At 65.3% G+C, this 26113-nt stretch carries 25 protein-coding genes and 1 tRNA gene; 13 read left to right on the forward strand and 13 right to left on the reverse strand.

All coding sequences use genetic code 11. The features are described 5' to 3' along the window. Both MTHMO_RS05755 and MTHMO_RS05760 read left to right on the forward strand, forming a co-directional pair. Positions 1 to 543 (forward strand): peroxiredoxin, encoded by a 543-nt coding sequence (locus tag MTHMO_RS05755; RefSeq protein WP_202213934.1) that lies wholly within the window; start codon positions 1 to 3, stop codon positions 541 to 543. After that, positions 525 to 2078 carry a lipase maturation factor family protein gene (locus tag MTHMO_RS05760; protein ID WP_202213935.1) on the forward strand — a complete coding sequence of 518 codons (1554 nt, stop codon included), beginning with the start codon at positions 525 to 527 and terminating at the stop codon, positions 2076 to 2078. The genes MTHMO_RS05755 and MTHMO_RS05760 overlap by 19 nt, the downstream gene beginning before the upstream one ends. 9 nt (positions 2079 to 2087) lie before the next feature. Here the strand turns inward: MTHMO_RS05760 and MTHMO_RS05765 are convergent, their stop codons facing one another. The 3 genes from MTHMO_RS05765 to MTHMO_RS05775 form a co-directional block, all read right to left on the reverse strand. Then, on the reverse strand, positions 2088 to 2384 hold the full coding sequence (locus tag MTHMO_RS05765) for a hypothetical protein (RefSeq protein WP_202213936.1): 297 nt from the start codon (positions 2382 to 2384) through the stop codon (positions 2088 to 2090). Further along, entirely contained in the window at positions 2384 to 3280 is an 897-nt protein-coding gene (locus tag MTHMO_RS05770; protein ID WP_202213937.1) for a hypothetical protein, read from the reverse strand. Before MTHMO_RS05770 ends, MTHMO_RS05765 begins: the two co-directional genes overlap by 1 nt. Before the next feature lie 190 nt (positions 3281 to 3470). Continuing rightward, positions 3471 to 3941 (reverse strand): Hsp20/alpha crystallin family protein, encoded by a 471-nt coding sequence (locus MTHMO_RS05775; RefSeq protein WP_202213938.1) that lies wholly within the window; start codon positions 3939 to 3941, stop codon positions 3471 to 3473. A 144-nt stretch (positions 3942 to 4085) separates the two neighbouring features. On the opposite strand from MTHMO_RS05775, the gene MTHMO_RS05780 reads away from it, so the two are divergent. The 4 genes from MTHMO_RS05780 to MTHMO_RS05795 all read left to right on the forward strand — a co-directional run bounded on the left by MTHMO_RS05780 (position 4086) and on the right by MTHMO_RS05795 (position 6988). Next, positions 4086 to 4733, forward strand: a complete 648-nt coding sequence (locus MTHMO_RS05780; protein WP_202213939.1) for a VTT domain-containing protein — start codon at positions 4086 to 4088, stop codon at positions 4731 to 4733. Between the two features lie 42 nt (positions 4734 to 4775). Continuing rightward, the gene (locus MTHMO_RS05785) at positions 4776 to 5846 is read left to right on the forward strand and encodes a M42 family metallopeptidase (RefSeq protein ID WP_202213940.1); all 1071 of its coding nucleotides are present in this window, start codon (positions 4776 to 4778) and stop codon (positions 5844 to 5846) included. Between the two features lie 74 nt (positions 5847 to 5920). After that, positions 5921 to 6307 carry a VOC family protein gene (locus MTHMO_RS05790; protein WP_202213941.1) on the forward strand — a complete coding sequence of 129 codons (387 nt, stop codon included), beginning with the start codon at positions 5921 to 5923 and terminating at the stop codon, positions 6305 to 6307. Between the two features lie 12 nt (positions 6308 to 6319). Next, on the forward strand, positions 6320 to 6988 hold the full coding sequence (locus MTHMO_RS05795) for a ribulose-phosphate 3-epimerase (RefSeq protein ID WP_202213942.1): 669 nt from the start codon (positions 6320 to 6322) through the stop codon (positions 6986 to 6988). 13 nt (positions 6989 to 7001) lie between these two features. Here the strand turns inward: MTHMO_RS05795 and MTHMO_RS05800 are convergent, their stop codons facing one another. Further along, entirely contained in the window at positions 7002 to 7943 is a 942-nt protein-coding gene (locus MTHMO_RS05800; RefSeq protein ID WP_202213943.1) for an HlyD family secretion protein, read from the reverse strand. Positions 7944 to 8079: 136 nt separating this feature from the next. Between MTHMO_RS05800 and MTHMO_RS05805 the strand changes: the two genes are divergently transcribed. Continuing rightward, a tRNA-Ser gene (locus MTHMO_RS05805) sits at positions 8080 to 8170 on the forward strand. Between the two features lie 129 nt (positions 8171 to 8299). On the opposite strand, the gene arsM is transcribed toward MTHMO_RS05805, so the two are convergent. Next, positions 8300 to 9085, reverse strand: a complete 786-nt coding sequence (gene arsM / locus MTHMO_RS05810) for an arsenite methyltransferase (protein WP_202214862.1) — start codon at positions 9083 to 9085, stop codon at positions 8300 to 8302. 323 nt (positions 9086 to 9408) lie between these two features. Here arsM and putA point away from each other — a divergent pair, with 323 nt between their 5' ends. From putA to MTHMO_RS05830, 4 genes are all read left to right on the forward strand, one after another. Further along, on the forward strand, positions 9409 to 12534 hold the full coding sequence (putA, locus tag MTHMO_RS05815; RefSeq protein WP_202213944.1) for a bifunctional proline dehydrogenase/L-glutamate gamma-semialdehyde dehydrogenase PutA: 3126 nt from the start codon (positions 9409 to 9411) through the stop codon (positions 12532 to 12534). 107 nt (positions 12535 to 12641) lie between these two features. Next, positions 12642 to 13337, forward strand: coding sequence for an ABC transporter ATP-binding protein (locus MTHMO_RS05820; protein WP_370568360.1), 696 nt, complete (start codon positions 12642 to 12644; stop codon positions 13335 to 13337). A 12-nt stretch (positions 13338 to 13349) separates the two neighbouring features. Further along, entirely contained in the window at positions 13350 to 15896 is a 2547-nt protein-coding gene (locus MTHMO_RS05825; protein ID WP_202213946.1) for an FtsX-like permease family protein, read from the forward strand. A 12-nt stretch (positions 15897 to 15908) separates the two neighbouring features. Continuing rightward, entirely contained in the window at positions 15909 to 17015 is a 1107-nt protein-coding gene (locus tag MTHMO_RS05830; RefSeq protein WP_202213947.1) for a lipocalin-like domain-containing protein, read from the forward strand. A 72-nt stretch (positions 17016 to 17087) separates the two neighbouring features. On the opposite strand, the gene MTHMO_RS05835 is transcribed toward MTHMO_RS05830, so the two are convergent. The 3 genes from MTHMO_RS05835 to MTHMO_RS05845 are packed head-to-tail and all read right to left on the reverse strand — an operon-like array spanning position 17088 to position 20188. Further along, positions 17088 to 17687: a hypothetical protein gene (locus tag MTHMO_RS05835; protein WP_202213948.1), complete on the reverse strand. Its 600-nt coding sequence runs from the start codon at positions 17685 to 17687 to the stop codon at positions 17088 to 17090. Further along, the gene (locus MTHMO_RS05840; protein WP_202213949.1) at positions 17621 to 18994 is read right to left on the reverse strand and encodes a hypothetical protein; all 1374 of its coding nucleotides are present in this window, start codon (positions 18992 to 18994) and stop codon (positions 17621 to 17623) included. Before MTHMO_RS05840 ends, MTHMO_RS05835 begins: the two co-directional genes overlap by 67 nt. A gap of 3 nt (positions 18995 to 18997) precedes the next feature. After that, on the reverse strand, positions 18998 to 20188 hold the full coding sequence (locus MTHMO_RS05845; RefSeq protein WP_202213950.1) for an SMI1/KNR4 family protein: 1191 nt from the start codon (positions 20186 to 20188) through the stop codon (positions 18998 to 19000). A 191-nt stretch (positions 20189 to 20379) separates the two neighbouring features. Between MTHMO_RS05845 and MTHMO_RS05850 the strand changes: the two genes are divergently transcribed. Continuing rightward, entirely contained in the window at positions 20380 to 20697 is a 318-nt protein-coding gene (locus tag MTHMO_RS05850; protein ID WP_202213951.1) for a hypothetical protein, read from the forward strand. A 143-nt stretch (positions 20698 to 20840) separates the two neighbouring features. Here the strand turns inward: MTHMO_RS05850 and MTHMO_RS05855 are convergent, their stop codons facing one another. The 3 genes from MTHMO_RS05855 to MTHMO_RS05865 form a co-directional block, all read right to left on the reverse strand. After that, positions 20841 to 21050: a hypothetical protein gene (locus tag MTHMO_RS05855; protein WP_202213952.1), complete on the reverse strand. Its 210-nt coding sequence runs from the start codon at positions 21048 to 21050 to the stop codon at positions 20841 to 20843. A gap of 46 nt (positions 21051 to 21096) precedes the next feature. Then, entirely contained in the window at positions 21097 to 21678 is a 582-nt protein-coding gene (locus MTHMO_RS05860; RefSeq protein ID WP_202213953.1) for a hypothetical protein, read from the reverse strand. A 953-nt stretch (positions 21679 to 22631) separates the two neighbouring features. Beyond that, positions 22632 to 23477 carry a hypothetical protein gene (locus MTHMO_RS05865; protein WP_237394798.1) on the reverse strand — a complete coding sequence of 282 codons (846 nt, stop codon included), beginning with the start codon at positions 23475 to 23477 and terminating at the stop codon, positions 22632 to 22634. 12 nt (positions 23478 to 23489) lie between these two features. Here MTHMO_RS05865 and MTHMO_RS05870 point away from each other — a divergent pair, with 12 nt between their 5' ends. Next, a complete protein-coding gene (locus MTHMO_RS05870; RefSeq protein WP_202213954.1) occupies positions 23490 to 24239 on the forward strand; it encodes a response regulator transcription factor in 750 nt (249 codons plus the stop codon). Here the strand turns inward: MTHMO_RS05870 and MTHMO_RS05875 are convergent. Beyond that, complete coding sequence (locus MTHMO_RS05875) at positions 24160 to 25497, reverse strand: hypothetical protein (protein ID WP_202213955.1); 1338 nt, start codon at positions 25495 to 25497, stop codon at positions 24160 to 24162. The genes MTHMO_RS05870 and MTHMO_RS05875 overlap by 80 nt on opposite strands. After that, positions 25487 to 26005 carry a hypothetical protein gene (locus MTHMO_RS05880; protein ID WP_202213956.1) on the reverse strand — a complete coding sequence of 173 codons (519 nt, stop codon included), beginning with the start codon at positions 26003 to 26005 and terminating at the stop codon, positions 25487 to 25489. Before MTHMO_RS05880 ends, MTHMO_RS05875 begins: the two co-directional genes overlap by 11 nt. Positions 26006 to 26113 lie beyond the last annotated feature (108 nt).

Genomic DNA, 26113 nt, shown 5'->3' on the forward strand with positions numbered 1-26113 from the left:
ATGCGCAAACCTCTACTGGTCGGTTCCCGAGCGCCGGCGGCCACCCTCCGCGATCCCGAGGGAAGGAGCGTCGCCCTGGCTGACCTCCTCGCCGCCGGCAAGATCCTCCTCTACTTCTATCCGCGTGCCCATACCCCCTATTGCACGAAGCAAGCCTGCAACCTCCGCGACCACGGGAAGGAGCTGGCTGCCTGGGGCATCCAAATCATCGGCGTGAGCGGCGACTCTCCGGAGCGGCTCGCCTCCTTCCGGCGGCGATACGCTTTGCCTTTCCTCCTTCTTTCCGATGGGTCCGGCGAAGCCGCCCGGGCCTTCGGGCTGCCCGCCTTCCTCGGCTTCGTCAAGCGCGCCTCCTTCCTGATCGAAGAGGGGGTCGTCTCCTGGCGGGATCTCCATCCCCGCGTCGAAGCTCATGCGCAAGACCTCCTCCGCATGTTGGCAGCCCGGGGGCGGATGCCGCTTCCCGGGTCGGAGGAGCCATCCGGAGCCGGGGAAGAGCGGGATCCCGGCCGCCCTCTTCCATCATGCTCCTCCGACGACTAGCCCTCCGATTTCCGATCCGCGGCGGCCCGCGCCGCACCTACCGATTGGCGATCTGGCTTTTTCTTCGCGGGGTCGCCGCCATCTACGCGGTCGCTTTCCTCTCGTTGGCCATCCAACTGCCGGGGCTTCTCGGCTCGCGCGGCATCCTGCCGATCGCCGAAGTGCTCGCCGCCGGGCCGGCCGCCCTGGGCGTTTCCCGCTACGTGCAAGCGCCATCCCTCTTCTGGTGGACCGGCGGAAGCGATCTGCTCCTGCAGCTCTTCGCCTGGGCGGGATTCTTGCTCGCCGTTCTCCTTTTTTTTGACCTGGCGCCGGCCTGGACCGCCCTGGCGCTCTGGGCGCTCTACCTCTCGTTCGTTTCCCTCGGGCGGGACTTCTTTTTCTTCCAATGGGACAGCCTGTTGTTGGAAGCGGGCCTCCTGGCGGTCTTGATCGCCCCTTGGCGGCTGCGGCCGGACTGGGGAGCGGCCCCTTCGCCGCCGCCGTTCGCTTCGTTCTGGCTGCGGTGGCTTCTTTTCCGTGTGCTTTTTCTCTCCGGCGTCGTCAAGCTGGCAAGCGGAGACACCGCCTGGCGGGCGCTGACCGCGCTCCAATACCATTACGAAACTCAGCCTCTTCCTTCCCCTCTCTCCTGGTTTTTCTTCCATCTGCCGCTGGCCTTCCACGAGATTTCGACCTTCCTGGTTCTCGCCGCCGAGCTGGCGATTCCGTTTTTCTTTTTTCTGGGCCGGCTGGGCGGTCTCTTCGGCTTCGCCGTTTCGGCCCTCCTGCAGCTCTTCATCCTGCTCACCGGAAACCACGCCTTTTACAACTGGCTCACCCTTGTCCTCTGCTTCGCTCTTCTGGAAGATTCGGTCCTCCGACGCCTCCTGCCCCGCCTCCGCTGCGATTGCCACCCGATTTCTCCTCTCCAGCGCCGTTGGAGTCCCGTCCTGGGGGGCGTCCTCTTCCTGCTGAGCGTCCCGCTCTTCTTGGCGGTGCTGGGAGTCCGGCCCCCTCGGCCGGTGGCCATAATTCTTGTCGCGATCGGCCCGTTCCGGAGCGTCAACAACTATGGCGCCTTCGCGGTGATGACCACCCGCCGGCTCGAGATCGAGATCGAGGGCAGCCGGGACGGTGCGGTCTGGATGACCTACCCCTTCCGCTGGAAGCCGGGCGATCTGCACAAGATGCCGGCATTCGTCGCCCCCTACCAGCCGAGGCTCGATTGGCAGATGTGGTTCGCCGCCTTGAACGGCCCCGCACGGACTCCCTGGTTCCCGAGGCTCGCGCAACGGCTCTTGGAGGGCAGCCCCGCCGTGGTCGCGCTCTTTGCTTCCAATCCCTTCCCCGGCGCTCCGCCCACGTATATCCGGGCCCTCCTTTACGAATATCGGTTCAGCTCATGGGGCACCTTGCGGCGCACCGGGGAGTGGTGGCAAAGGGAGCTGATCGGGATCTATCTTCCCCCTAGCGCCTTGCGGCAAACGCCGCCGGGACAGCAGGCGCGCAAACGCCTGCCTTCCGAAGCCGCGGCGCCGCTTCCAATGCTGTAAAACGAGCGGCTAAGGCCTTCCCTTGGCGTCGACGGACTCGGGCTCCCTCTTGGCTGGGCGACGCGGCCGTTTCGATTTCTCGAGTTTCGCGACTTCCGAGCTCGCTTGCACGTAGGGCGGCCGCGGGCTGAAGACCAGGTCGGTCGCCGCGACGCAGTAGGGGTTGCCCTTGGGGTCGGTCGGAGCGTACGGAAACTTGGGGATCGGCGGCTCGAACTCCGTTCCTGCCCGTGCGGAGGGTGGTGTCGGGAGCCCGCTCCATCCGGCAACCAGGCCGGCTGCGAAAAAAAGAAGGACTTTCTTCATTAGAACTTGTAACGGAGCCCGGCCAGCACCAGGTTTGCGGTAAATTGATCGAAATGCTGGCTCACCGCCTGGTTGGGGCCGAAGACCGCCGGGTTGCCGTTGAAGCTGAAGTTCGTTCCGGTGAGCAAGAGGAAACGGTATTCGATAAAGACCGACCACCGTTTGCCGATCCATCGGTCGATTCCGGCAATTCCTTGAGCGGCGAAGGCGCCCGCATCGGTCGTGATCCCCGCACCGAGCAGCTGCTCCCCTCCGGCCGGTCCGCCGTTCGGCACCGCCGACGCCGAGGAGTTGCTGATATAGGCGCCGCCGACGCCGACTCCGAAATGGAGAGCCAGGACCGGCGTATACAAGTTCAAGAGCCCATCGACCGTGATGACTCCGGCATTGAAGTTCTCCTTCATGTCGATTGCGCCCGGCACCGCCGGCGCGCCGTAGCCGGGCCCCGACGAGGCCGCGGTCAGGCCGAGATAGTAGGCATCGAGCTGGACGGCGGGCCTCCAGTAGAAATCCCAGCTGTCTCCGATCTTGTTGCCGGCGAACTCGTAGCCCAGAAGCAGCCCGCCCATCCCGTTGACGATGCCCCCTCTTTCCGTGAAGACCGAAAGGCCGACCGGAGCGGGATAGGCCGAAGATCCGAATTCGGGATTGGAAAAAGCAGCGCCGCCGAAGATGCCGGCGTAGAGGCCTGACTTGACCGTAAAAGGATTTTGAACGGGCGGCGCTTCCTTGGAGCTCCCCTGCCCGGTTCCGGCTGCAATCTCTTCGCTGACGGGGTCCGTCCCGGCGAGGGAAGGACCTTGGATCGCGGAATCTCCGGCGGAGGCCGGGGCGGCCCAAGCCGAGCCGCACCCGATGAAGCCCAAAAGAACCCCGATTAAGAACCGCTTTGGCAAGCCCTCCTCCTTTCCCCGAGATCCCGCGGCAACCGCCCGGGAGTTAATGACTTTTGCTTCCGGCCACGACCGCTGTCAATCGGAATTCCGATACTAGCGGGGATGGCCGCCGCCGTCTTTCCAGGGGCCGGAAAACAGAAAGGCCCTCCCGCAAGGAAGGGCCTTTCTCCGGAAAGGGAGGACCGCGCCCTCAACCTTTCACCTCGATCGTCTTGGGCTGCGCGTGCTCTCCTTTGGGGAGGTGCACCTCGAGGATGCCATCCTTGAAGTGGGCCTCGATCTTGTCGGCCACCACATCGTCGGGGATCACAAACGACCGGGAGAAGGCGCCGTAGGCTCGCTCGATCCGATGATACTTCTTGTTCTTTTCTTCCTTTTCTGCCTTCCGTTCACCGGATATCGTAAGCTCGCCCGACTCTATGGTCACCTTGACCTCTTCCCGCTTCATGCCGGGAAGCTCGAGTTTTACCACGTATTCCTTGTCATCCTCCGTGACGTCGGCCAAGGGCCGCCATTCGGAGACCTCGATCCGCTCGCTCGGCATCTCGAGCAGCTCCAGCGGCCGCTCCCAGAAAGTGGCCAACCTCTTCCGCATCTCCTCCAACTCCCGGAAAGGATCCCAGACACTTCCTGTCTGCGTTCGCCGCACCAAGCCATTCATTGGTTCCTCCTTTCGTTCGAGTTTTCCCATGCCGGTTCGCTACCAACGGGATAGCGACCTATTAATACTAATAAGTATACGCGGCCGGACCGAAGTGTCAACTTAACGGCGGGAAGAGCGCTCCCCGCGGGAGGAAGAACAACGATGGATTGGCTCGCGTTCTGGACCGGCTGGGAGGAGCTTCTCCGGTCGGTGGTGAAGGACCACCGCTTTTGGGCCTATCCCTTGCTCTTTGCGATCGTCTTTTGCGAGACGGGCCTGGTCCTCACCCCGTTCCTGCCCGGCGACAGCCTTCTCTTCCTCCTGGGCGCCTTCGCAGGCCAAGGGTGGCTCCACCTGCCTACACTCCTCTTGGCCCTCATCCTCGCCGCGGTTCTCGGCGACTCGACGAACTACTGGATCGGCCTCCGAGCTGGACCCGCGATCTTTCGCGATCGGGAGGCCCGCTGGCTGAGTCGCCGCCATCTCGTTCGCGCCCGCGCCCTCTGTCGGCGGTACGGCGCCCGCGCGATCGTCATCGCCCGCTTCATTCCAGTGCTCCGCACCGTCGCTCCCTTTGTCGCCGGCGTGGGATCTATGAACTATTCCCGCTTCTTTTTTTGGAATGCAGCAGGAGGCGCCGCCTGGGTGGCCCTCTTCCTCCTCGCCGGCTTTTTCCTGGGAAGCGCTCCGGCGGTTCGGACCCATCTCCACCTCTTCCTCTTCTTGATCATCATCCTCTCCCTGCTTCCCGTGGCCCGGGAGATCCTGCGCGCGCGCGCCGCACGGGCCGGTCCGGCCGCCAGGAAGTAGACGGTTGCGGTAGGGGAAAACTTTGGCTACGGTGAGTGGGCTGTGGAAGAAAACCAGCTCGATTTCCTGAGTGCTCTGATCGAAACCCCCAGCCCTTCGAGCGGGGAAATGCTCGCCCAACAGCTCTGGATCGACTACCTCAAGCCCTATGCCGACCGGATCGAAACCGACGCCTACGGCAATGCGCTCGCGTTCCTGCATCCGGAGGGATCTCCCAAGATTCTGCTGGCGGCGCACATCGATGAGATCGGCTTCCAGGTTCAGTACGTCGATGATCGAGGCTTTGTCTACTTCACGACCGTAGGAGGGTCCGACCCCCTGCTGGCACGCGGCCAGCGCGTGCGGATCCACCACGGGGGGCAGCCCGTGCTCGGCGTGATCGGCTCGCTGGCCATCCATTTGCAGGAGCGGGAGGGCAAGCAGGAACCGCCCAAATGGCACGAGCTCTTCATCGATATCGGTGCCCAAAGCCAGAAAGAGGCCCTCGAGCGTGTCTCCGTCGGGGATCTCATCACGTACGATTCGGGTTTCTCCCCCCTGCACGGCACCCTCTGGGCAGGCCGGGCTTGCGACGACCGCGTCGGCGCCTTCGTGGTGGCCGAGGCCTTCCGGAAAACCGCGTTGCGGCGGGAGAAGCTGGCGGCTTGCGTCATCGCGGCATCGACAATCCAGGAAGAAAACGGTCTCTTCGGTGCGGCCATGGTGGGCTACTCGACCCACCCCGACGCGGCGCTGGTGGTCGACGTCGGCCATGCGACCGACATTCCGATCGCCGATAAGAAGCGCCACGGCGACGTCCAGCTCGGCAAGGGGCCGATCTTGAGCAGGGGAAGCGTCAACCATCCGTTGCTCGTGCACCGGCTCGCGGAGGTGGCCCGCGCGCACCAGATCGCGTTTCAGCAGGGAATCGATCCCCGGCGGTCGGGGACCGACGCGGACGCCATTTTTTTGCAGCGCGGAGGCATTCCGACGGCAGCTCTCGGCATTCCGAACCGGTACATGCACAGCCCGGTGGAAGTCGTCGATCTCCAAGATCTGGAGACACTCGCGGATTGGCTCAGCCTTTTTTTAGGGAGTCTTCGTCCGGAGGAACGGTTTCACCAGCGGTGGTAAGCGATGAGCAGCCCATCCCCGACTTTTTCCTGCGCCTCCGAACGCTTTTTCCCGGAAGGGAATGAGGAACTCCGGTGAAGGTGCGTCGCCTCCTGCACACGCGCTATCGCGTCAACGACTTAAGAAAGAGCGTCTCCTTTTTTACCGAACTGCTTGGCCTCCAGGAAGTGAGCCGATCGACCTCCCCTCGAGGCTCCACGCTGGTCTTTCTCAAGGCCCCGGAAAGCGAGGAGCTACTCGAAATCTGCCACTATCCGGCGTCGGGCCCGGTTGTCGTGCCGCCCGACCTGACCCATCTGGCCTTCGAAGTCGACGACCTGGAGGCTTTCGGCCGCGAAGCCGCCCGAAAAGGCTACCCCTTTTCCGACGGTCCTACGACGAGCGCTTCCGGAACACGCTTTGCCTTCATCGACGGCCCGGACGGGTACGAAATCGAGCTGATCGAACGCAAGTCCGCGTAGGAGTGCTCCCACATGAGATCGGTCCGGTTCGCCGCTGTGATCGGAGCTAAGCCCTGCCAGATCGAAAGCGAGGTTCGTGATCTGGAAGCGGCCGGAATCGATCTCCTCCACGTCGAGGTGATGGACGGCCACTTCGTGCCCGATCTAGGCGGCGGCCCCCGTCTGGTCGCCGCCCTTCGCACGACAACCGAGCTGCCTATCGAAGTCCACCTCCGGATCGAGCAGCCTGATCGCTACGCCCGCGCCTTCATCGAAGCGGGGGCGGATATCGTGACCGTGCACCTGGAAGCCCGCCACGACGTGCGAAAGACTCTCGAGCTGATCCGGTCGATGGGGTGCCGCTGCGGGCTTGCGCTCAATCCGATCACCCTTTTGAAAAAGTCCTTCCCGTATCTGCCCTATATCCACTCCCTGCTCTGTCTGACGGCTAACGCGGGACCGAGACTACCTTTCCTTCCGGAGACGCTCAAGAAGGTGGCGCTGGCCAAGGCGCACCGGGAAGCGGCCAACCTAGCCTACGAGATCGGAGTTGAAGGCGGAATCACCCAGGAGAGCCTCGCGTCGGCGGTCATCCACGGCGCCGACCGGGTCGTTTTGGAGAGCCGGCTCGTGAACTCGGGAGAGGACGACCCGCTCCGCGAGCTGCGCGCCGCTGCCGAAGAAGCCAACATGGGCGGCTGATCCCGTTTTTTGGTTAGGCTTTCGACCCGCGGGAAACGGGAGCGAAGACGAAGGCGGCCAACGCCCCCGCCGCTCCGAGCAGGAGTGCCCAGTCGATTGCGGCCTTCGCGGAAGCGGTGGGAATCCGCACCGCCGCGGTCATCCAGGGGCCGAGCTCCGCAAGCGCGGCGGGCGGCTCATCGAAAAGGATCTTCACCGGGATCCGCTGCTCAGGCTTGACGTAGTTGAGGCGCATGTCGAGCGTCGGGTAGAGGCTGAACGCGGAATTGGCACCGCGCTGGATGCTCTCGACATGTCCCCGGTAGACGCGGCCCGGGCGCGCCCAGATGCGAATTTCTGCGGGTTTGCCCGGCGCGATATGGCGGATCTCCTTCTCCCGGAAGTTAGCGCTGACCCAGACCCCCTCCGGGACGATCGAAAAGAGAAACTGTCCCGGATTCACCAGATTCCCCTGCTCGACGCGCCGCCCCGCGATCCTCCCGGCGATCGGCGCCCGGATCTCGCTGTAGCCGAGGCTTAGGGACTCCAACCGGAGTTCGGCCTCGGTCGTCGCGTTGAGGGCCGCTGCGGCATCGAAATTGAGCATGGGCGTGGCGCGCGTGGTCGCCAGCCGCTGCATCCGCAGCCGCTCGGTTCCGGATAGAAGCCGAACGGCATCCGCCGCGGCGACGCGCGCCTGGTAGTCCCTCGGGTCGATCAGCGCCATGAGCTGCCCCTGGCTCACCCGGCTGTTGTCATCGATAAGGAGCTTCTCCAGGTAACCGGAAACTCTGGGGGAGATGCGCACCGCGTGGGCGCTCAAAAACGAATCCTCCGTCGAGACGAACGCTCCTTCTGTACCCAGGAGGAATCGGGTCGCCGCGTAGACCAGCAGGCCTACCCCGACGCACAGGAGAATTCGTTTTCCGAGCGGTCGCCCGCTTCGCTTTCCGTTGCCCCGTCCCTGTCCTGGCATCGCCCGCTTTCGCTTCTCCGGCGGCCCCGCCGCCGGCGCGAGCCCAGGCTGGCAAGCCGGCCGAGTGTCGTCAAGCCGGAAGCGTCCCCCGACCTTGACAAGCGCCCCGCCCGGGAGCAGAAGGGAACTGACTCCGGGAGCCGTGCCTGAGCGGCCGAAAGGGACGGTTTGCTAAACCGTTGTACCCCAAAAGGGTACCGAGGGTTCGAATCCCTCCGGCTCCGCCAGGTTCGGCAAAGATCGGCATGCGGCGGATCCCCGGCTTCGCGCCGGGGACGCAGACGGCCGCATCGGCTGCAGGCCGGCGGGTGCCGTGCCCCCTTCCGGGCGGACCTGCCTGTCGGGGGAGCTCGCGGTTATCGCTCCGGCTTCCGGGCGCGGAGGAGGGCGCTCAGGAATTTCCCTTCCCTCAGGCGAGCCAGGGCTTCCGCATCGAGCTGCGCGCTCGCAACGGTCCGGAGGAACTCCATGGCATCGGACGCGGAATAGCTTCGGACCGGCTCGATCCGGATGTCGGTGAAACCGGCCGTGGCGAGCTTGGTCCGGGATTCCGATTCCTCCAGAGCGCCGGCGAGGCAACCGGCCCAGATCTCCCCGTTTCGGCACAGTAGGAGGACGATGTCCGCCACGGCGATCCGCCCGCCCGGCTTGAGCACCCGGAAGGCTTCCGCAAACACCCGATCCTTTTCGGTCGATAGATTGATGACGCAATTGGACAGGACCACATCGACGGAATTGTCGGGCAGGGGAATGTTTTCGATTTCGCCTTTGAGAAACTCGACGTTGTCCAAGCCGGCCTTGCGTTGGTTCTCCCGAGCCAGCTCCCACATCTCCTCGGTCATGTCGAGACCATAAGCTCTTCCTGTTGGGCCCACCCGCCCAGCGGCAAGAAGAACGTCGATTCCTCCGCCGGCGCCCAGATCAAGCACGATTTCTCCGACTTGCAGCTGCGCCAGGGCCACCGGGTTGGCGCATCCGAGGGAGGCGGCAAGCGCTTCGGCGGGCAGCTCTGCTGCTTCCTTCGATCGATAAAAGCCTTTCCCGCAGCAAGACGCGGATCGGCTCGCGTCGCTGCGGTCTCGCCGCGCCTCCTCCGCGTAGCGGGCTTTCACCAGTTCCCGAATCGAGCGTTGCTTATCCAGAGAGGGATCTCCTTTGTATATAACTATAATTCTAGTATCATGGAAATATGTGCGGCGTCAATGCGGGAATGCGTCTCCAACGGGGCAAAGCCGCGCGCCGACAGCCGTGCTCGGCGCTTCGGATACGAACGTTCCGCAACGGCTGCGCCGCCGAAATCCCCACAGCCGGGGATCCAAGCGGAGGACGACGATCCCCTTCCGGCCGACCCGCCGAGCCGCAGCGTGGACCCGCCGCGCTCTTCTCCTCCCTTCCCCGACAGGAGCTTGGCGTGTACAACAATAACAATGGGCGGACCCCGCGGGCCGGGGCGAAGAGGAGCGCGATGGAACGGAAAGAACTTCTGCCAGCGCAGGTGGACGTGCGGCGCGAGCGGATCCTCGCCGCTTGGGCTGCCGACGACGAGCGGTGCCGGGAAGAGCTGCTGGCGCGGCTGCCCGAGCGGGAAAGCCTGGATCGGCGTATCGAAGAGAAGACGCGCTGGCTCCAGGAGCGTATGCATGCGACGGAGCGGCCGCGCTGGGTCGACCGGATCCTGGCTCGCTATCCTCTCTCGCAAAAGGAAGGACGCCTGCTTCTGGAGCTTGCCGAAGCCCTGCCGCGGATCCCCGACGAGCGGACGGCGGATGCCCTGCTCGCCGAGAAGCTGACCGAAGGAGAGTGGCGCTCGGGCGGAGACCGGCCGGGAGACCGCATCGGGAGGCTAGCATCCTGGGGGTTGACGGGTCTGCGGGCCCTTATCCGCTGGGAGAGCCGCGGCTCCCTTCCCGGCTGGCTCCGCCCTCTCTTGCAGAGGGCCGCCCGCAAATCGGTCCGCAAGGTCGTGGAGGCGATCATCGGGCGCTTCATTCTGGCGGAAGATCCGCGGGCGGGAGCCTCCCGGGCCGCGCTCCTCGGCTCCCGGGGCTATCGGTTTTGCTGGGATATGCTCGGCGAGGCCGCGCGGTCGCGGCGGGTCGCCGAAGAGGTGCTCGGCCGCTACCGGCAGGCGATCGCCGTGTTCGGCCGGAGGGGAGGCGGAGAAGAGGAGGCGCCCGAGCTCTCCCTCAAGCTCTCGGCCCTGCATCCGCGGTGGGAGCCGCTGCAGGAGGAACGGATCCGCGAGGAGCTTTATCCCGTCGTCCGGGAGCTTTACCGGGAGGCGCGGCAGGCGGGCATCCGGCTCGTCTTCGACGCGGAGGAGACCGCTCGCTTTTGGCCCCTTATCAACCTATTTCTGCGGCTGCTGGCGGAGCCGGAGGCCGGGGACGGGATCGGCTTGGGAATCGTCATTCAGGCCTACCAGAAGCATGCCTGGGCCGCTGTCGATCTTTTGCTCGAAGCCGCGGCGGAAGCGGGGAAGCGGATCGCGCTCCGGCTGGTCAAAGGAGCCTATTGGGATGCGGAGATCCGGAGGGCCCAGGCCCTGGGGCTCCCCCGCTACCCCGTGTTCACGCGGAAGGCGCTGACCGATCTCTCCTACTTGGCGTGCGCCGAGCGGTTGCTGGAAGGCTCCGACCGGGTCTTTCCTCAGTTCGCCACTCATAACCCCGCGACGGCCGCGGCCATCCTCTGCCTGACCGAAGGGCGATCGAGCGGCTGGGAGTTTCAACGCCTCTACGGGGTGGCCGACTCCCTCTCTTGGGCGCTCCGCGAGGCGGCCTTTCCGGTCCGCCTCTACATTCCGTTCGGAGCCCGGGCGGAGCTCTTCGGCTACCTGGCCCGGAGGCTTCTGGAAAACGGGGTCGGCCAAGCGGGCTTCCTTTCGGCCGGGAGATCGGAGTTCCGTCCCTTTTCGGTGAGCGGGGCCGCACGGCTGGCGCCGGCACGCCACCCCCGGATTCCGAGCCCGCCGGATCTCTCCTTGCCGGCCTGGAAGCGGTCCGAGGGAATCGACTGGGCGAATCCGGAGGCCGTCCGGACCCTGCTGCGCCAGATCGAGGCGACGGCGGGTCCCGGACGGGCCGAGCCGCTGGTGGCCGGAAGGCCTGCCGGCGGGAAGGAAAAGCCGGTCCTCTCCCCGGCTGACCCGGCGCGACGGGTGGGCACCGTTGCCTGGGCAGCGGATGCGCAGATCGAGGAGGCGCTCCGGATCGGCTCCGAGCAGGCTCCGCGCTGGGAGCGCGTCCCGGCCGGAGAGCGGGCCAAGGCCCTGGAGGCGCTCGCCGACCGTCTCTGGCGGGAGCGCGGGAGGCTCCTCTTCCTCCTGCGCGAGGAGGCGGGAAAGACCATTCCGGATGCGTTTGCGGAGCTGCGGGAGGCGATCGACTTCTGCCGCTACTACGCCGCGGAGGGCAGGCGGCTCTTCGGGGCCCCGCGGAGGCTCGGCGGACCTGCCGGGGAGCGCAACGAGATTTCCTGGCGGGGACGCGGGCTCTTCGCCTGCATCAGCCCGTGGAATTTTCCCCTATCGATCTTCCTAGGACAGGTGGCGGCCGCCTTGGCGGCGGGAAACGCGGTCGTTGCCAAGCCGGCCGAGCAGACGCCGCTCGTCGCGGCCGAGGCGGTCCGGCTGGCCCTCGCCTCGGGCATCCCTCCGGAGGTCCTCCACTTCCTGCCCGGCGACGGGCGGGTGGGCGAAGCGCTCGTCCGGGATCGGCGCATCGCCGGAGTCGCCTTCACCGGATCGGGCGAGACCGCCGCCCGGATCGCCCGGGTCCTCGCGGATCGGGGAGGAGCATTGACCCCACTGATCGCCGAGACCGGAGGAATCAATGCGATGGTAGTCGACGCCACGGCGGCGCCGGAGCAGGCCGTCGACGACATTTTGGCTTCCGCCTTCGGGAGCGCCGGCCAGCGCTGCTCCTCCCTCCGCCTGCTGCTGGTACAGGAGGAGGCGGCTCCCCGCCTGCTCGATCTGCTCGGTGGCGCGGTCGAGGAGTTGGTGGTCGGGGATCCGCGGAACCTCTCGACCGACGTCGGGCCGCTGATCGACCGGACCGCTTTGCTCGACCTGCAAAAGGAGGCTTGGCGGCTCACGCGGGCCGGCAAGCTGTTGGCCGAGGCTCCCCTGGCCCCGACCGCGCCTTCCGGAGGCCACTATTTCTGTCCTCGGGTCGTCGAGATCCCTTCCCTTTCCTTGATCGATCGGGAGATTTTCGGCCCCCTCCTTCCGGTAGCACGCTTTCGCATCGAGGAGTGGGATCGGGTCTACGACGAGATCCACCAAAAGGGGTTCGGCTTGACCATGGGGCTCGAAACCCGCCTCCGGGGGCGGATCCGCTCGGTTCGGGAGAGAGCGCGGGTCGGCAACCTCTACGTCAACCGCCCGATGATCGGAGCCGCGGTCGCCTTCCAGCCCTTTGGAGGAGAAGGTCGTTCCGGAACCGGGCCGAAATCCGGAGGATCCCGCTACCTCGAGGCGTTCGGGGCCGAGCGGGTCTTTTCGGAAAATGTCGCGGTGACCGGCGATCCCGATCTTTTCCTCCTAGCCGAAGAGGAAGAGCCTTCCCGGGTGGACTCTTCCCCCTAGCACAGGTTGCAATTGTCGGGCAAAGATGCTCAAGTTTGGGCGCAGCGGACCGTCATGGAGAGTCGCGGCGTCGGAGCAGGGTGCGGGAAGGAGAGGCTTTGAGACGCGTGGTCGCCCGGCTCGATCAGGTATCCAAGTATTACGGCTCCGGGGAGAGCGCCACCTGCGCGCTCCGCTCGGTCAGCTTGGAGATCGAGGAAGGGGAGTTCGTGGCCCTGGTGGGTCCGAGCGGCTGCGGCAAGAGCTCGCTGCTCCACCTCCTTGCGGGAATCGACCGGCCGACCCAAGGAAGCGTGGTCGTCTTCGGCCAATCCTTGGCGGAGCTCGAGGACCGGAAGCTGACCGAGATGCGCTTGGGGAAGATCGGTATCGTCTTCCAGTTTTTCAACCTGCTGCCGACCCTGACCGCCGTGGAGAACGTCGAGCTGCCGGGTCTGCTGCGCGGGATCGATCCCAAGGAAGCGCGGCGGAGAGCCATAGCCTTGCTGGAAGAGGTAGGGCTCGGCCACAGGAGCGGCCACCGCCCGGAGCAGATGTCCGGGGGGGAGATGCAGCGGGTCGCGGTCGCCCGGGCCCTGCTGCTGGAACCCGGAATGGTGCTGGCCGATGAGCCGACCGGGAACCTCGATTCCGAGGCGAGCCGAGTCGTCATCGATCTCTTTCGCGACCTGGGGAAGCGGCACGGAGCGACACTGGTGCTCGCCACGCACAGCCCGGAGGTGGCTGCCGCCAGCTCTCGCATCATCCGGATGCGGGATGGCCGGGTTCTTGAGGAGGCGCCCGGAAAGTCCTGGGATTCCTAGCCTTTCCCCTTCATGCTCGCCCTTTTTCTTCGACACTGCGGACGCCAGCTCCTGCGCCACCCGGCGATGTCCGCCGTCATGGTTCTGTCGGTGGCCCTGGGCGTCGCCCTTTTCGTCGGCGTCCTGATCCTCAACCGGAGCGCCTTGGCTGCGTTCCGGGCCTCGGTCGACGCGACGGCCGGCAAGGCCAACCTCGAGGTGTCGGGCGATGGGGTGCCGATGGACGAGGAACTCCTTCGGACGGTCCGGAGCACGCCGGGAATCGCGGCGGCCACCCCGCTGGTCGAGCAGGTCTGCCTGATCGCCGATCATCCGGGGGAGTATCTGCAGCTCGAAGGGATCGACCTCTTTTCCAACGTCCGGTTCCGGGCCTTCACCCTCGAGGCGGGCGAAAGCCCCGAAAGCAACCTGCTCGAGTTCTTCCAGGATTCCCGAGCGATCGCGCTCACCGCCACGCTCGCCCGCAAGCTGGGCCTGCGGCTCGGGGACCGGATCACCGTCCGGACGGAGACCGGCCCGGTCGACTTCGTGCTCCGCTACCTAGTCGAGTTTCACGGAAAGGCGGTGGGTGCCGACGAGCATCTGGCCTTCCTCGACATCGCCGGCGCCCAAGAGAGCTTCGGCAGGATCGGAAAACTTTCCCGGATCAGCTGCCTGCTCGAGGAGGGAGCGGACTCCGGCGCGGTCGTCTCCTCTCTCCGGAGGCGGCTGCCCCCGTCGGTGATCGTCCAGACCCCGGAGGGGAGGAGTCGGCGGGTGGAAAAGATGCTCGGAGCCTTCGAGCTCAACCTGACCGCCCTTTCCCTCGTGTCCCTCTTCGTCGCGATGTACATGATCTACAATGCGGTGCAGGCTTCGGTCGTCCGGCGCCGGGGGGAGATCGGGCTTTTGCGCAGCCTGGGGCTCCAGCGGTCGGGCGTCCAGGCGCTCTTCCTGGGAGAGGCTCTGGTGGTCGGAGGCATCGGCGTCCTCCTCGGGCTGCCGCTCGGCCTGCTGCTGGCGCGAAGCCTCCTGGGGGTGATTTCCGAAAGCGTCACGGCGATCTACGCCCTCCTCCACATCGAGCGGATCTCGGTTTCCCCCGAGGCGATCGGCATCGCCGCGGGCTCCGGGCTCGTCGCAGTGGCGGCGGCGGCCTGGTTTCCGGCCCGAGAGGCATCGTGGATCGCTCCGGTGGAAGCCTTCTCGCTGGGGACCCTGGCGGACCGCAGCCGCCGGGCCAGTCCCCGGTGGGCCGGCGCCGCACTCCTCTGCTGGGGACTTGCCGCCGGTCTCGCCTGGCTAGCCCTCCACACCGGGCCGGCGCCGCTGGGCTTCGGCTCGGCCCTTTTCGCCCTCCTCGGGTTCACGCTGCTCGTCCCCCTGGTCTGCCGGTGGATCGCCGACGCTTTCCGCTTCCGCTCGGCCTTGCCGCGGCTGGCGATGGCCCACTTCGGGCGCTCGCTCCATCATAACGGCATCACCGTCGCCGCTCTGCTGGCCGCGCTGGCGATGTACGTGAGCGTGACTGTGATGATCTACAGCTTCCGGAAGACGGTCGACGATTGGCTGCGGCGGACCGTGACGGCCGATCTCTTCGTCGCTCCGGCCGTTAACGTCCGCGCCGGGACCCAACAGTCCCTCCCCCCGGCGGTCGAGGAGGCGGTCGCTTCCCTCCCCTCGGTCGCCGCCTATGAGCGCTACCGGGAGCAGCGGATCGTGTTTCGGGGGGAGACGGTCAAGTGCGCCGCTCTCCGTTTTCCGGTTGCCGCGCAATTCAGCGGTCTTTCGCTGCGCAGGGGAGACGCGCGGCGGATCTTGCGCGAATCGGCGGGATCGGACCGGATCGTCGTCAACGAGAGCTTCGCTAAGCGGTTTCACGCCCGGGAAGGCGATCGGATCGAGATCCCGACGCCCCGGGGCGTCCGACCCTTCACGATCGCCGGGGTCTTCTACGACTACACGACCGAGTTCGGACTCTTCCTCATCGACTGGGAAGCCTATCGGCGCTATTGGGACGAGGACCGCTGCCAGACCCTGGGGCTCTATCTCCGGCCGGGAGCCGATCCGGACGGAGTGCGCCGACGGCTCCAACAGCGGATTGCGCCGATCGGGGATTGGATCGTCTACTCGAACCGGGAGGTGCGCAAGGAAGTCTTCCGCGTCTTCGACCAGACCTTCACGGTGACCGAGCTGCTCAAGGGGATCACCCTGATCGTCTGCGTGAGCGGCATCTTTCTCAACTTCGTGATCCTGAGCGTCGAACGCCGCCGGGAGATCGGGGTCTTGCGCTCGATCGGAGTCGGGCGTTCCGGAGTCGAGGCGATGCTGGTCGGGGAAGCGGCCCTTCTCGGCGCCATCGCCTCCGCGCTCGGCCTGGTGGCCGGAACCGGACTCTCCCTCGTGCTCACCTACGTGATCAATCCCGCCTTCTTCGGATGGACCGTCCGGTGGACGATGCCCTGGAGCCTTCTCTGGGAGCTCCCTCCCGCCGTGATCGCGGCCGCCGCCCTTTCGGCCTATTGGCCGGCGCGGACGTGCGCCCGCCTTCCCGTCGCCGAAGCGATGCGGATGGAGTAAACTTTGCCACTCATGCGCGCCCGCCTTGCTGCCACCGCTCTCCTCCTGTTGGCGATCCTCGGCGGGGAAAGATCCGCGGCGGCTTCGGCTGAGAGCTGGCGCTTTGCGGAGAGCCCGTGGAGCTGGAGCTTCCCCCGCGATCACGGCAACCATCCCGATTTCCAGATCGAATGGTGGTACCTGACCGGCAACCTCTCCTCCCCGTCCGGATCGCCCTACGGATTCGAGATCACCCTCTTTCGGCGCGGCCTCTTTCACACCCCCCCGCAGCGGGAGAGCCGATGGAAAATGCGCGATGTCTTTTTCGGCCATTTTGCGATCAGCGATATTCGAGCCAAGGAGTTCTTCTTTGCGGAGCGCGCCGACCGGGGAGCGCTGGGAGAAGCGGGAAGCGCCGAGAAAACGATGGAGGTCTGGGTCGGAGACTGGCGGATCGAGGCGCAGCCGGACGGCTCCCTCCGGGCGCAGGCGGCGGAGAAAGGGAGGAAGCTCGCCCTCAGCCTCCACCCGTGCAAGCCGCCGGTGCTCCACGGGGAGGCGGGCTTGAGCCGCAAGGCCGACGAGCCGGGTGCGGCGTCCTACTACTACTCCTTCACGCGGCTGCAGACCGAGGGGTTGCTGACGGAGCCAAAGAAGTCGATCCCTCTCCGCGGCACGAGCTGGTTCGATCACGAATTCAGCTCGAGCACGCTGGGCAAGGACCAAGTCGGTTGGGACTGGTTTGCCCTCCAGCTCGATTCGGGCGAGGAGCTGATGCTCTACGGCCTCCGCAAGAAGGACGGCTCGGTCGACCGGACCGCCGGCGGGAGCTGGGTCGCGCCGGACGGGACTCGGAAGGGGCTCCGCTACGGAGAGTTCACGTTCGAGCGGCTCGGGGCCTGGAAGAGCCCGCATACGGGGGCGCGCTACCCGGCGGGCTGGCGGATCCGGATCCCTTCCTTGGAACTGGATGTGGAGGTCGCCCCCCGGATGGCCGATCAGGAGCTCCACCTCCATGCACTCGGCGAGATCGCTTACTGGGAGGGGGCGGTCCGGGTTTCCGGCACCCGCCAAGGAAGCCCGATCCACGGCGTCGGCTACGTGGAGCTCACGGGCTACGCGGGAGATCCTTTGCGTTAGCGGCCATGCCCGGCGGCTTTCCGGGCGCGCGCGGCAGCGGACGGATTGGCTTTTGTTCCCCGGAGAAGCGGCCTACCGCTCCCGCCCGCGCGAAGTTGGTGGGCGCTCCCGGCAGAAGGAATAAACCGGGTTGACCGAGGGAGAAGGGCTCGGACTGCTCTTGGGCTTCTCTTCCCTCTCCGGCGGAAGCTCACCCTTGCGCCGCTTTTCCTCCATGATGGGATAGACGAAGCGGCAGAGGTCCTCCCGCATCTTCTGGAGCTCCGGAGTGTCCTTAACCCAAGGGTGGAGTCGGAAGCTTGCGACCATCTGCTGGATGGCGCGCTCCCTTGCTTCCTCGGGAGAGACCGGAGCCGGCTCTTGGGCGGCCTTTCCCTTGGCCCTCTGGTTCCCCCGATCGGGAGCGGCCATCCCGAAAGCGGGGCCCACCCGGCCCGGCTCCGAGGTCTGCGGCAGCTTCGGAGCGACCCTTGCGCCCGGAACGGAAGCCGAATCCGCTATGGCTTCCTCCTCCTCGGCAAGCGCCCGCGATGGTCGCGGCGCCCAGCGGCCGGGCGCCTCTCCGAAGAATCCTCTTGCGGACGGCTCCTCCGGTTTCCCGTTGTTCAAGGACTCGACCGAATGCCCCGAATCCGGAGACTTCCCGATCTCCCGCTCTTTGGCCGGGGACACCTCCTCTCCCCTTCCGGCTCCTTCCCTCCTCCCCGCAAGCCTCGATCCCCCGAATGCGGCCGCTTTCCTCGACGCCATCCTTGGCCATTGCAGACATCCGCTCGATCCCGGCCGCCTCCCGCTCGGTGAGGGCCGAAACGGCGAAGGCGCCCGCCATCCCCCATGGTCCGGCCGCCGATAGGGCCAAGTTGCCCGCGGCTCCCGCTCCCCGCCAGAGAGCCTGCCGCAGCCGGACGCCCGCTTCCTCTCCCTTCCCCGAGAGGGCGCACCGGAGCGCCTGGTAAGCGTCGTAGCCCGCCTCGGCAAAACCGGCGACGGCCCCGATCACCGGAAGCCGCTTGAACACCATCATCGCGGACGTGCGGAAAAGCGCCACCGCCGGTGTCAAGGCGTAGGCTGCCGAGCCCACCGCCCGGAGCCCGTCCCGCCCGGCTTCGGCAAGCTTCCCTCCCGGAACTCCCGCCCCGCCTCCTTCGCCTCCTGGAAGGCGGCCATCCCCGATTCGAGGGCACTTCCCCGGCCAAAGATCCCCGGAGGAGCGCCCCCGCCCTTCCCAGCAGGCTCTCCCGCTCCGGAAGAAGATGGCGCCAAGCCTCCCCCGTGAGACTCTTAAACTGCTCCGCGGTGCGAGATATGAGCTTGTTAAGCTCGCCGGGAGCCTTGCGACCCATCTCGCGCAGCTTGGGATACCTCGGGTTCTCCTTGGCCACCCCCGGCAACTCCCGGGCCTTGAGCCCCGTGGTGGCTAGCTCTGGGGCGGGATTCTTGGTTATGGCCTCCAAGGGACGGAGCTCCTCTTCGAGGCTTAGGATCCTGCCGTTGAACCGATCATAGAACGGCAGGGACTCCAGCTCCGCGGTCGGCACCCATATCTTTTGGCCCGGCTTGAGGATCTCCGTCACCGGGGCGTAGATCGCATCGTCGAAGGCGCTGTGCGCCCTGCCCGGAATTACGAGGAGGTTCCCGACATGGTTGATCTGCTCATGCTTCCACTCGCCCGCCAAGGAACCCGGCACCCGGTGATGGAGGCGGTAGAGGATCCCCTGAGGGTTGATGAGACCCGGGCCGTATTCCTTTCCTTTGGATCGATGCCTGGCCAACCGCTCCACTTGCTCCAGGAGCCCCGCCTCCTCGAGCCGGTCCTTGTGGTAGTCCCGGAGCTCGGCCCAGAATTGCGGCGTCTGCTTGCGCTCGAGGAAGTGCTTGCGCCAGCTCACGGGCCTTCCCTCCGCGTTAGGTTCGACCCGGTTTGGATCCCGCCTTTCTAGTTCCTGCCACCGAAATCCGGTAAGCGGAGGAAGGTTCATGGCCTACTCCTTTTCCGCTCCCTCTTCCTCCGGCACGGGGAGCTGCATAGCGTCGTGCATGTCCCGGATGAAGGTCTCGAAGTCGGGCGAGCTTATCGATGCCCCTGCGATGCTGGAGAGATCGTCATCGTTATAAAACATGTGAAAGGTCGCCGTGCGGGGATCGTAGATCCAATATTCGACCCATTCGTCCTCCACGCCTCCCCCAAAGCAGAAGAACTCGGGGTTGACCCCCCTCTTATCCATGCTGAGAGAGCCGCGTCCGTAGTCGGCGTGATCGAGCTCATGGAGGTTGTCATTCCAGGAGAAGAGGAAGCAGGTGTGGTAGTACCGAGGGCGCTTGGTCCCCGTTCGTATCCACTCGACCGGAGAGCGCTTGTCCTGGATGCAGTAGATAAACCCGTTTGCTAAACGGAACCCGTTGTAATAGGGGAGGAGATCCCGGTAGAAGAGCGGGAGGGGATAACCGTTAAGCCGGCGGGGAGCCTCCGCGATCGCCTCCTCAATCGCCTCAGGACTCGCTGGGATGGGAGGCCAGTCATCTATAGGGTCCGCCATCGCCGCTTGCAAAACCGGCAGGCTCGTCGGATCGAAGCGGGCTTGCGGGCGCCGCTCGGCCAGAAGCCGGCGCTCGATCTCCGGATCGAGGCTCATGGCTAGCTTATGGACCGGATCCCCCTCCCTCCGAGGTCTCGGCACGATGCGCTCGATGAAGGAGCCCGGATCGGGAAAGCTGACCAGCGCCGTCGAGGCGTCCTCAAGGGCAAAGAGCGGGGAAAAGAGATGAATGCTCCCCTTTCGGGTATCGTAGGCGAGGTAGTTTTCTTTCCAAAAGCGGCCGAAGACAAAGAAGTGGGAAGCGATCCGCCAGGGCCTCCGCCTTGTCCGAAAACGCCGGTTTTGGCGCACAACGCTCTCCCACTCCAAAAACCCCGGATGGCCGGGCTCGGGATAGAGCAAAAATTTCCCGCCCCAGAACGGATAGCCGTTGGATTGCTTTAAAGCCTCGACATAGAAGTCGGGGAGCGGAAAGCCCAGCTCCCGGGCGCACCACTCCTTGGCCGCCTCAATCGTCTCGGGCTTGGCCGGCGGAAAGAACTGGGGATGGTCCGAATCCCGCTTCTCCAGTTCCACCCACTTGAATCCTTCAAGCGGGGGAAGGTTCAGCGGGTCTGTGGGGTCGATGGGGTGCATCGTCTACTCCTTTCCTTTTCTTTCTATCCCTACACGGAAATCCGTTTGCGCTTCTTTTTGTATCCAATAGCACAGACCCGGCTTGGACCCCGGCTTTCTTCCCTCTTCCCACAAAAAAGCCCGTCCTGTCAGCGAAGACCGGTCCAGCGGCGGGAGCGGAAGCCGATGCGGGGTATGCTTTTGGCGACTCTATGCTCCATAACGACGGGGCGATCCATTTGGCTACCTCACTCCGCCACCCCGCCTGGGAGAGGACTGTTCAGAATCCGATCGACCAGATCCCTGGCCACTCGATCTTTCCCGATACATTGCAACGTCGTTGCCATCGCGCGGGCTTCTTGCTCCCTGCCCGTCATTTTCAGGCAGAGAACAAGAAAAGAACGGGCGAGATCGCTCTCTGGTTCAACCTGGAGGGCGTGGAGCAATCGCCCAACGGCGCGCGGCGGATCACCGCCGCGCAGGTAGACGAGGCCCTAACCAATCCACGGAAGGGCGCTGCGAGGATATAGTCGCTCCATCGCGAGGAATATCGTTTGGGCTTCTTCGACAAATCCCGAAAAGAGCCCGAGCAAGCCGATTTCCATGAGCATGTCCGGCGGCGGCATCCTTCGCTCTCTCTACTACTCTCTCATGGCAGCGTTGCTTCGTAGCCTTAGGGGTAAGCGTTTAGGGCAATCGTCTTCGCGGCGGCCAGTGCTTGCGCCACGAGCTTCATGGTCTGGTAGCGCTCTTGAGGCAATCCTTCCCGCATCTGTTGCCAGACGGTCTCCTCGTAGCTTTCGATCAGGAGGACGAGCCTTTGCCGGAAGCTCCCGTCCACATCCTGCTGAAGGAGTCTTTCAAGATCGAGTCCCGTTTGCATGGCCGCGCAACCGCTTGCCGATTACGGCGGGCTTAGCGAACCGGATTCAGCCGAGGAGGATGAGCAGCGGTGCCGATGAAGCGGATGGCCCGTCGCTCTCCTCTTCCACCGAGAGCGATCGTGCGGCCCCCACCATCGCCCGCAAAGGAGCCCCTTGCGCGACCGAAAGGCCGGCCTCGGCTTCTCCCTCACCGAGGAAACCTCCCACATCTCCGAAAGTCGAGCCGGAGAAACCGTCCCAGACGCCATAGCCTCCGCGAACCGTCGCCCACAGGCCGCTCGGGAAGAAGAGAGTCGTCCCCATCGTCCCGGCGCCCTCCCCGTCTTCCGCCATTCCTGCCAGCGCATCGCGGAGCTGCTGCCCGAGGCTCTTTACTTCTTCCTCCTCCCGATCTGTGACTCGGCCCACGCGCATGCTTCCGATGGCGTCGAACGGGTGGTCATTTTCTTTCCGAACCCACCCATTCACGACGAATTTCCCGTCCGCCTGCGCCTCCAGGGCAACACCGCTCGCTCCCCGTTTGTGCGTCGACTCAGCCCCTGCGGCGAGGAGACCTCCGGTAGCGTCTCCCCCCGCAGGGGTTTGCGGGCGCAACCGAGAAGCGATCTCCGCAACCGCCTTTCCCAACTTAGACGGCTGGAAGATCCGACTTCCGGCAGCTTTCGCGGCGCGCGTGGCCTCCTGCCACAGCGACACAAAGGGACCCGGCGTCTCCGCGGCGAGGGAGGCGTCTTCGGCGGAGAGCAAAGGGGGCAACGAGGGTAAGAAGGCGTCCGGTGCGGCTTTGATTCGCCGACGAGCCCGGGTTCCCCGGCACCATGGGTTGCGCTCGGATGGAGGCCCCGGAACTTCTTTCCGCCAACCCCGCCGCCGCGGCCTGGTGAACCTTTCCCGATAGGAACGCCTTTCCCACTTGCGAAGACAAAACGCCGAAGAGCTTCCCGAAGGCGCCCGACCATGAATTCCCGTCGCTCGCCCATCCTTTTCCAGCGGACAAGAGCCGCGCAAGCCCCCGCGCCGAGGCGACCGCCATCTCAAGGAGAGGGTGTTGTACGCCCCCCTCCGCCAAGCCAACGGAGGTCGGCCAGGCAAGGAGGTCCGCACCGCTTGTTGGCACAGAAGGCCAGAAGAGCGATGAATTCGGTGTCTGCGCCCTTCCCAGGCTTGCGCCTTTCGCCTCAGACGAGACCGAGGAGAAGTGGAAATCCAGGGGGTGCGCGACAGGGTACGCCGAACACTCCGCGGGCCCACCGTTTTCGGACCCGAAGTTCGGCGCCTCTGGTGGCCGAAACGTGAGGAACGGGTACGGTGCCTCCGCCGAACTTCCCAGGATGCTCCCTTGGCCCGAGGAGGTGGGCCGGTACAGGGGTAGGTCTCCAAAGACCGCCGCGTTGCGCAGGCTGTCGAGCGGTATCAATTCCGTCACTATTCTGATCCTCCCTCGATCCTCTTGTCCTCCCGCCTGCTACTTCGAGCGGATCGCTCGCTTTCTTACGCGAAAATTTACCGGAATTCGACCGTGGAAGGCAAGAAACATCACGATGCTCTATTGCAAACGAGCCGAGCGACCACGTGCATGATTAACCCGCGCTCCCTTCGCGGTAGCCATCGACCCGGTTGAGCCAGCCGCGTAGCCAGCGCTCTTCGTGCCGTGCCGAAGGCGCGTTCCGCACTCTCCTCTCCAGGACAAGCCGTGCCGCCCGCCGGAAGGAGGGAAGCGCGGGGCCGGGTTCCATGGCCCGGAGGACGTCCAACAGCCCCCACCCCGCGTTTTGATAACGCTCCGTCGGAAAGGTGCCGTCCCCTTTGAAATTCACGTAGTCGACAAGCGCAAAGAGACCCCCGGGAGTGGCTTCGAGAGCCCGGAAGTTTGTTTCGATCCGCTGCCGTTCTCCTTCGGGAGCGCAGGCGAGCATCTTCGGGAGCGAGCCGGACAATCGATGGATCGCGAACCGGGTCTGCTCCGCGACCGTATCGGCCAAGAATGACCGGAGCTCGCGCATCCGCCCGCTCTCGAACTCAACGAAAAAGGCCCGGCGGTCCGGCCAGGGGCAAAAGCGAGCCTCCCGGAGCCAACCGGGAACGGACACCCCGCGGCTCTCCAGAAAACGGAGCAGCTGCGGGAAGCTCTCCTCGAAGGGGCCGCGGACTCCGGCGGGATACCAGATGAAGTGGCCGATTCCGAGCGAAGCGAAGTTTTCCCCGGGGTTCCAGGCGGTCAAACCGGAGAGGGTTCCTCCCGACTCGTTCTGCCAGAGACGCCGGCCGATCCATTCCGCTTGCGCCGGAGACAGCGGGAAAGCCGGCGCTGCCGCAGGCCCTGCCAAGAGGAGAAGACCGGCCAGAAGCCGGCGTGCGGCTCCGAGGGCGAGCCGGGCTCGACCGGTTCGGGAACACCGATGCCGCCGCAGGCCCGATCGACCCACCCCGAGGGTAGAATGGCGCAGGACTTCTCGCGGGAACAACGAGGGAAAGCGGCTCGGCGCCTCTTTGTCCTTATCGCCGGCTTTTGCGAGGAACCGCTCCTTCGCCGCCTCACCGCCCTCCTTCGAGGCAGGGGAATCCACAGCAAGATAGCGAAGCATTCCGAAGAAGCGATAACGCTCGCCCATCGGCTGCCTTTTCCCGTCGTGCTGCTCCGGTGGCCGACCGAGTCGCCCGTGCAGGATCCCGTGCCCGGACTCCGCCGGCTTTCCTGGTGGGTCCCCATCCTGGCACTGGCGGAATCGGACGAACCGGAGGCAAGGAGGGAAGCGCTGGAAAGCGGCGCCGACTTCCTCCTGCGATTCCCGGGGGCCGAGCGGGAGCTCCTGGCGATCTTGGAAAGTCTCGGGAGTCGATACGCGCGGAACCCTCCGGAGGAATCGCCGGGCTCGCGCCCTCCGATCTTGGATCGAAAGAATCGAATCGTGCGGTGGCGCGATCAGGCAGTTTCCCTCACCCCTGCGGAACTCACCATCGCCGACTACCTCTTCCAGCACGCGGGGCGGGTCGTCATGGCCGAAGAATTGGCCGCGCAGCTGTATCGCCGCCATCCGGCTCGCCTCCCGTCGCCGCTTTCCCTGCACACCCACCTGTCCAACCTGCGACGAAAGCTGAGCCGGCTCTCTACGGGGATTCTGTTGCGATCGGTTTGCGGGAAGGGATTTCTGCTGGAGTGGGGACCGGGGGGAGAGCCGCCGGAGTAACCGTGCGGGCCACGGTCGCCGGAACGGGGGCCGGAACCGCGGTCGAGGAAGCCGCGCTCGAAGGGCTGGTCCGTTCTCCGCCCGATCCTAACCGGACGGAAATCGAGGAGGTTTGCGGGGGATCCAGATCGAGCCAGGTGAGGACCCCGCCGCCGGCGAGGAAGAGCTGCCTCACCCGTGCCGGATGCTTCGGGGTGATCACGATCCGGTCGCCGTTGCGGATCCTTCGGGGCTGATGCACGTAGAAGATCGCCCTGGCGGGAATCTCGACGATCGGATAGATCAAGATCGCCCCGACGATCCACTCGATCACCCGTCGGCTCTCGACGCCTGCCGGGGTTGCGGTGAAGATCCCGTCCCGGAGATCCGAACGGGCGCTGAAATTCCCCCAGGTCCAGAGGTTCTTCGGATGCGGTCCCTCCACCTTGGCGATGGAGCCAAGCTGCTGGAAATAGACCACGCGCCGAGGCGGATTCTTGTCGGCGGATGCGTTCCGGGAATCGTTTCCTGGCTTGATCGGACGCCCGGCGCTGGTCTGCGATTCGATCACCGGCGGAGCTTCGAGCACCATGCGCGCGATCGTCCCATCCACCTGGTCGATCTCCACGAGCCTGGCCGGATGCTCTTTCGGGATCGCGAACTTGGTCCCTTTGCGGATCTCCGGCAACGGCATCTTGGTCCGGAAAACCACCCGGCGGAAGACATAGTTCCCCGGATTGTCGATAAGATTGAAATGCTCCTCCCAATCGGGCCAGTTGACTCCCTCGTTCACCGAGGCGATGAAGAAGCCGTCGGTGACGGGGCCGCGCGCGGTGAACCGGCCGTAAACCCAGACGTTCTTCGGGCGAGGCCCCTCTTCTTGGAGAATCTCCGGAAGATGCACGAACTTGGTCACACGTGCCCCCGCTCCCGGGGTCTTGCCGGTCGGCTGCTCCTCGGAGGCGGCACGGAGAGAGCCCGTCAGCGCCGCAGCCAGCAAGCCCGCCAGGCAAGCCGACCAGAGGCGGCACCCGGCAAATCCCTGGTCGGCGGGGCGTCCGGCGCTATTTCGCGCCTCCTCGCCGGCGGCCGCTTCCGGCCAAGCTTCGGGAGCAGGAATCATGGGCCGAGAATTCTTGCGCTGGAAAATGCGAACCAGCTCGGCTAGATCGGCCGCGATCGCCAATTTGCTGCCGAGAGGCAAGGCGCGGAAAAGCCGCCTTTGGGCGGTTCGGGGAACATTCCACTGGTTACTGCTCGAATCCGTATCAACTTCCATTCCTTCCTCCTCCCTCCTCGATCGAAAGCTTCAGCTCCGCAACGTCGGCGAGGTCTTGGTGACGGCCGGCTCCCTGCTTCATCGCGATCAGGGTCTCGACACGAACGAAGCGGATCGGTTCCCCGCCCGGCAGACGCTCTTGCAAGGCGTGCTTGTACTCGCGTTCAAAGGAGAAGGGTTCATCGATGAAAATGTCTATCGGCGTCTCCCAATGCGCCTCGCTCTGGAGAGGAAGCACCCGCATCCCTTTTTCCTCGATCCAGCGCTTGCGCACGGAAGGGTCGGCGAGAGCCAGCGGATCGACCGGCGGCACCGGGCGATAGCCCAACCGAGCCAGGGCCGAAAAGACGGCCGAAAGGTTGCGGGGCGAAAAATCGACGACAAGGTCCATATCCATGGTCGATCTCCCATAGCCGTGCGCCACGACCGCAAGGCCCCCGACCACCAGGAACCGGGCGCCAGCGGCGTTCAGCGCTGCTGTGATCTGCTGCAGGCTTTCGAGCTTCACCGACTTCCCTCGCGGGCTAAAAACAACTCTTTTTAGCGATAAGGCTTCGACTAGGCAACCCCGGCTTGCCGAGAGCAAGAAGAATCTTCGCCGCGGGGGGGCACGCTG

It is taken from the genome of Methylacidimicrobium sp. AP8, assembly GCF_903064525.1.
GTDB lineage: Bacteria > Verrucomicrobiota > Verrucomicrobiia > Methylacidiphilales > Methylacidiphilaceae > Methylacidimicrobium.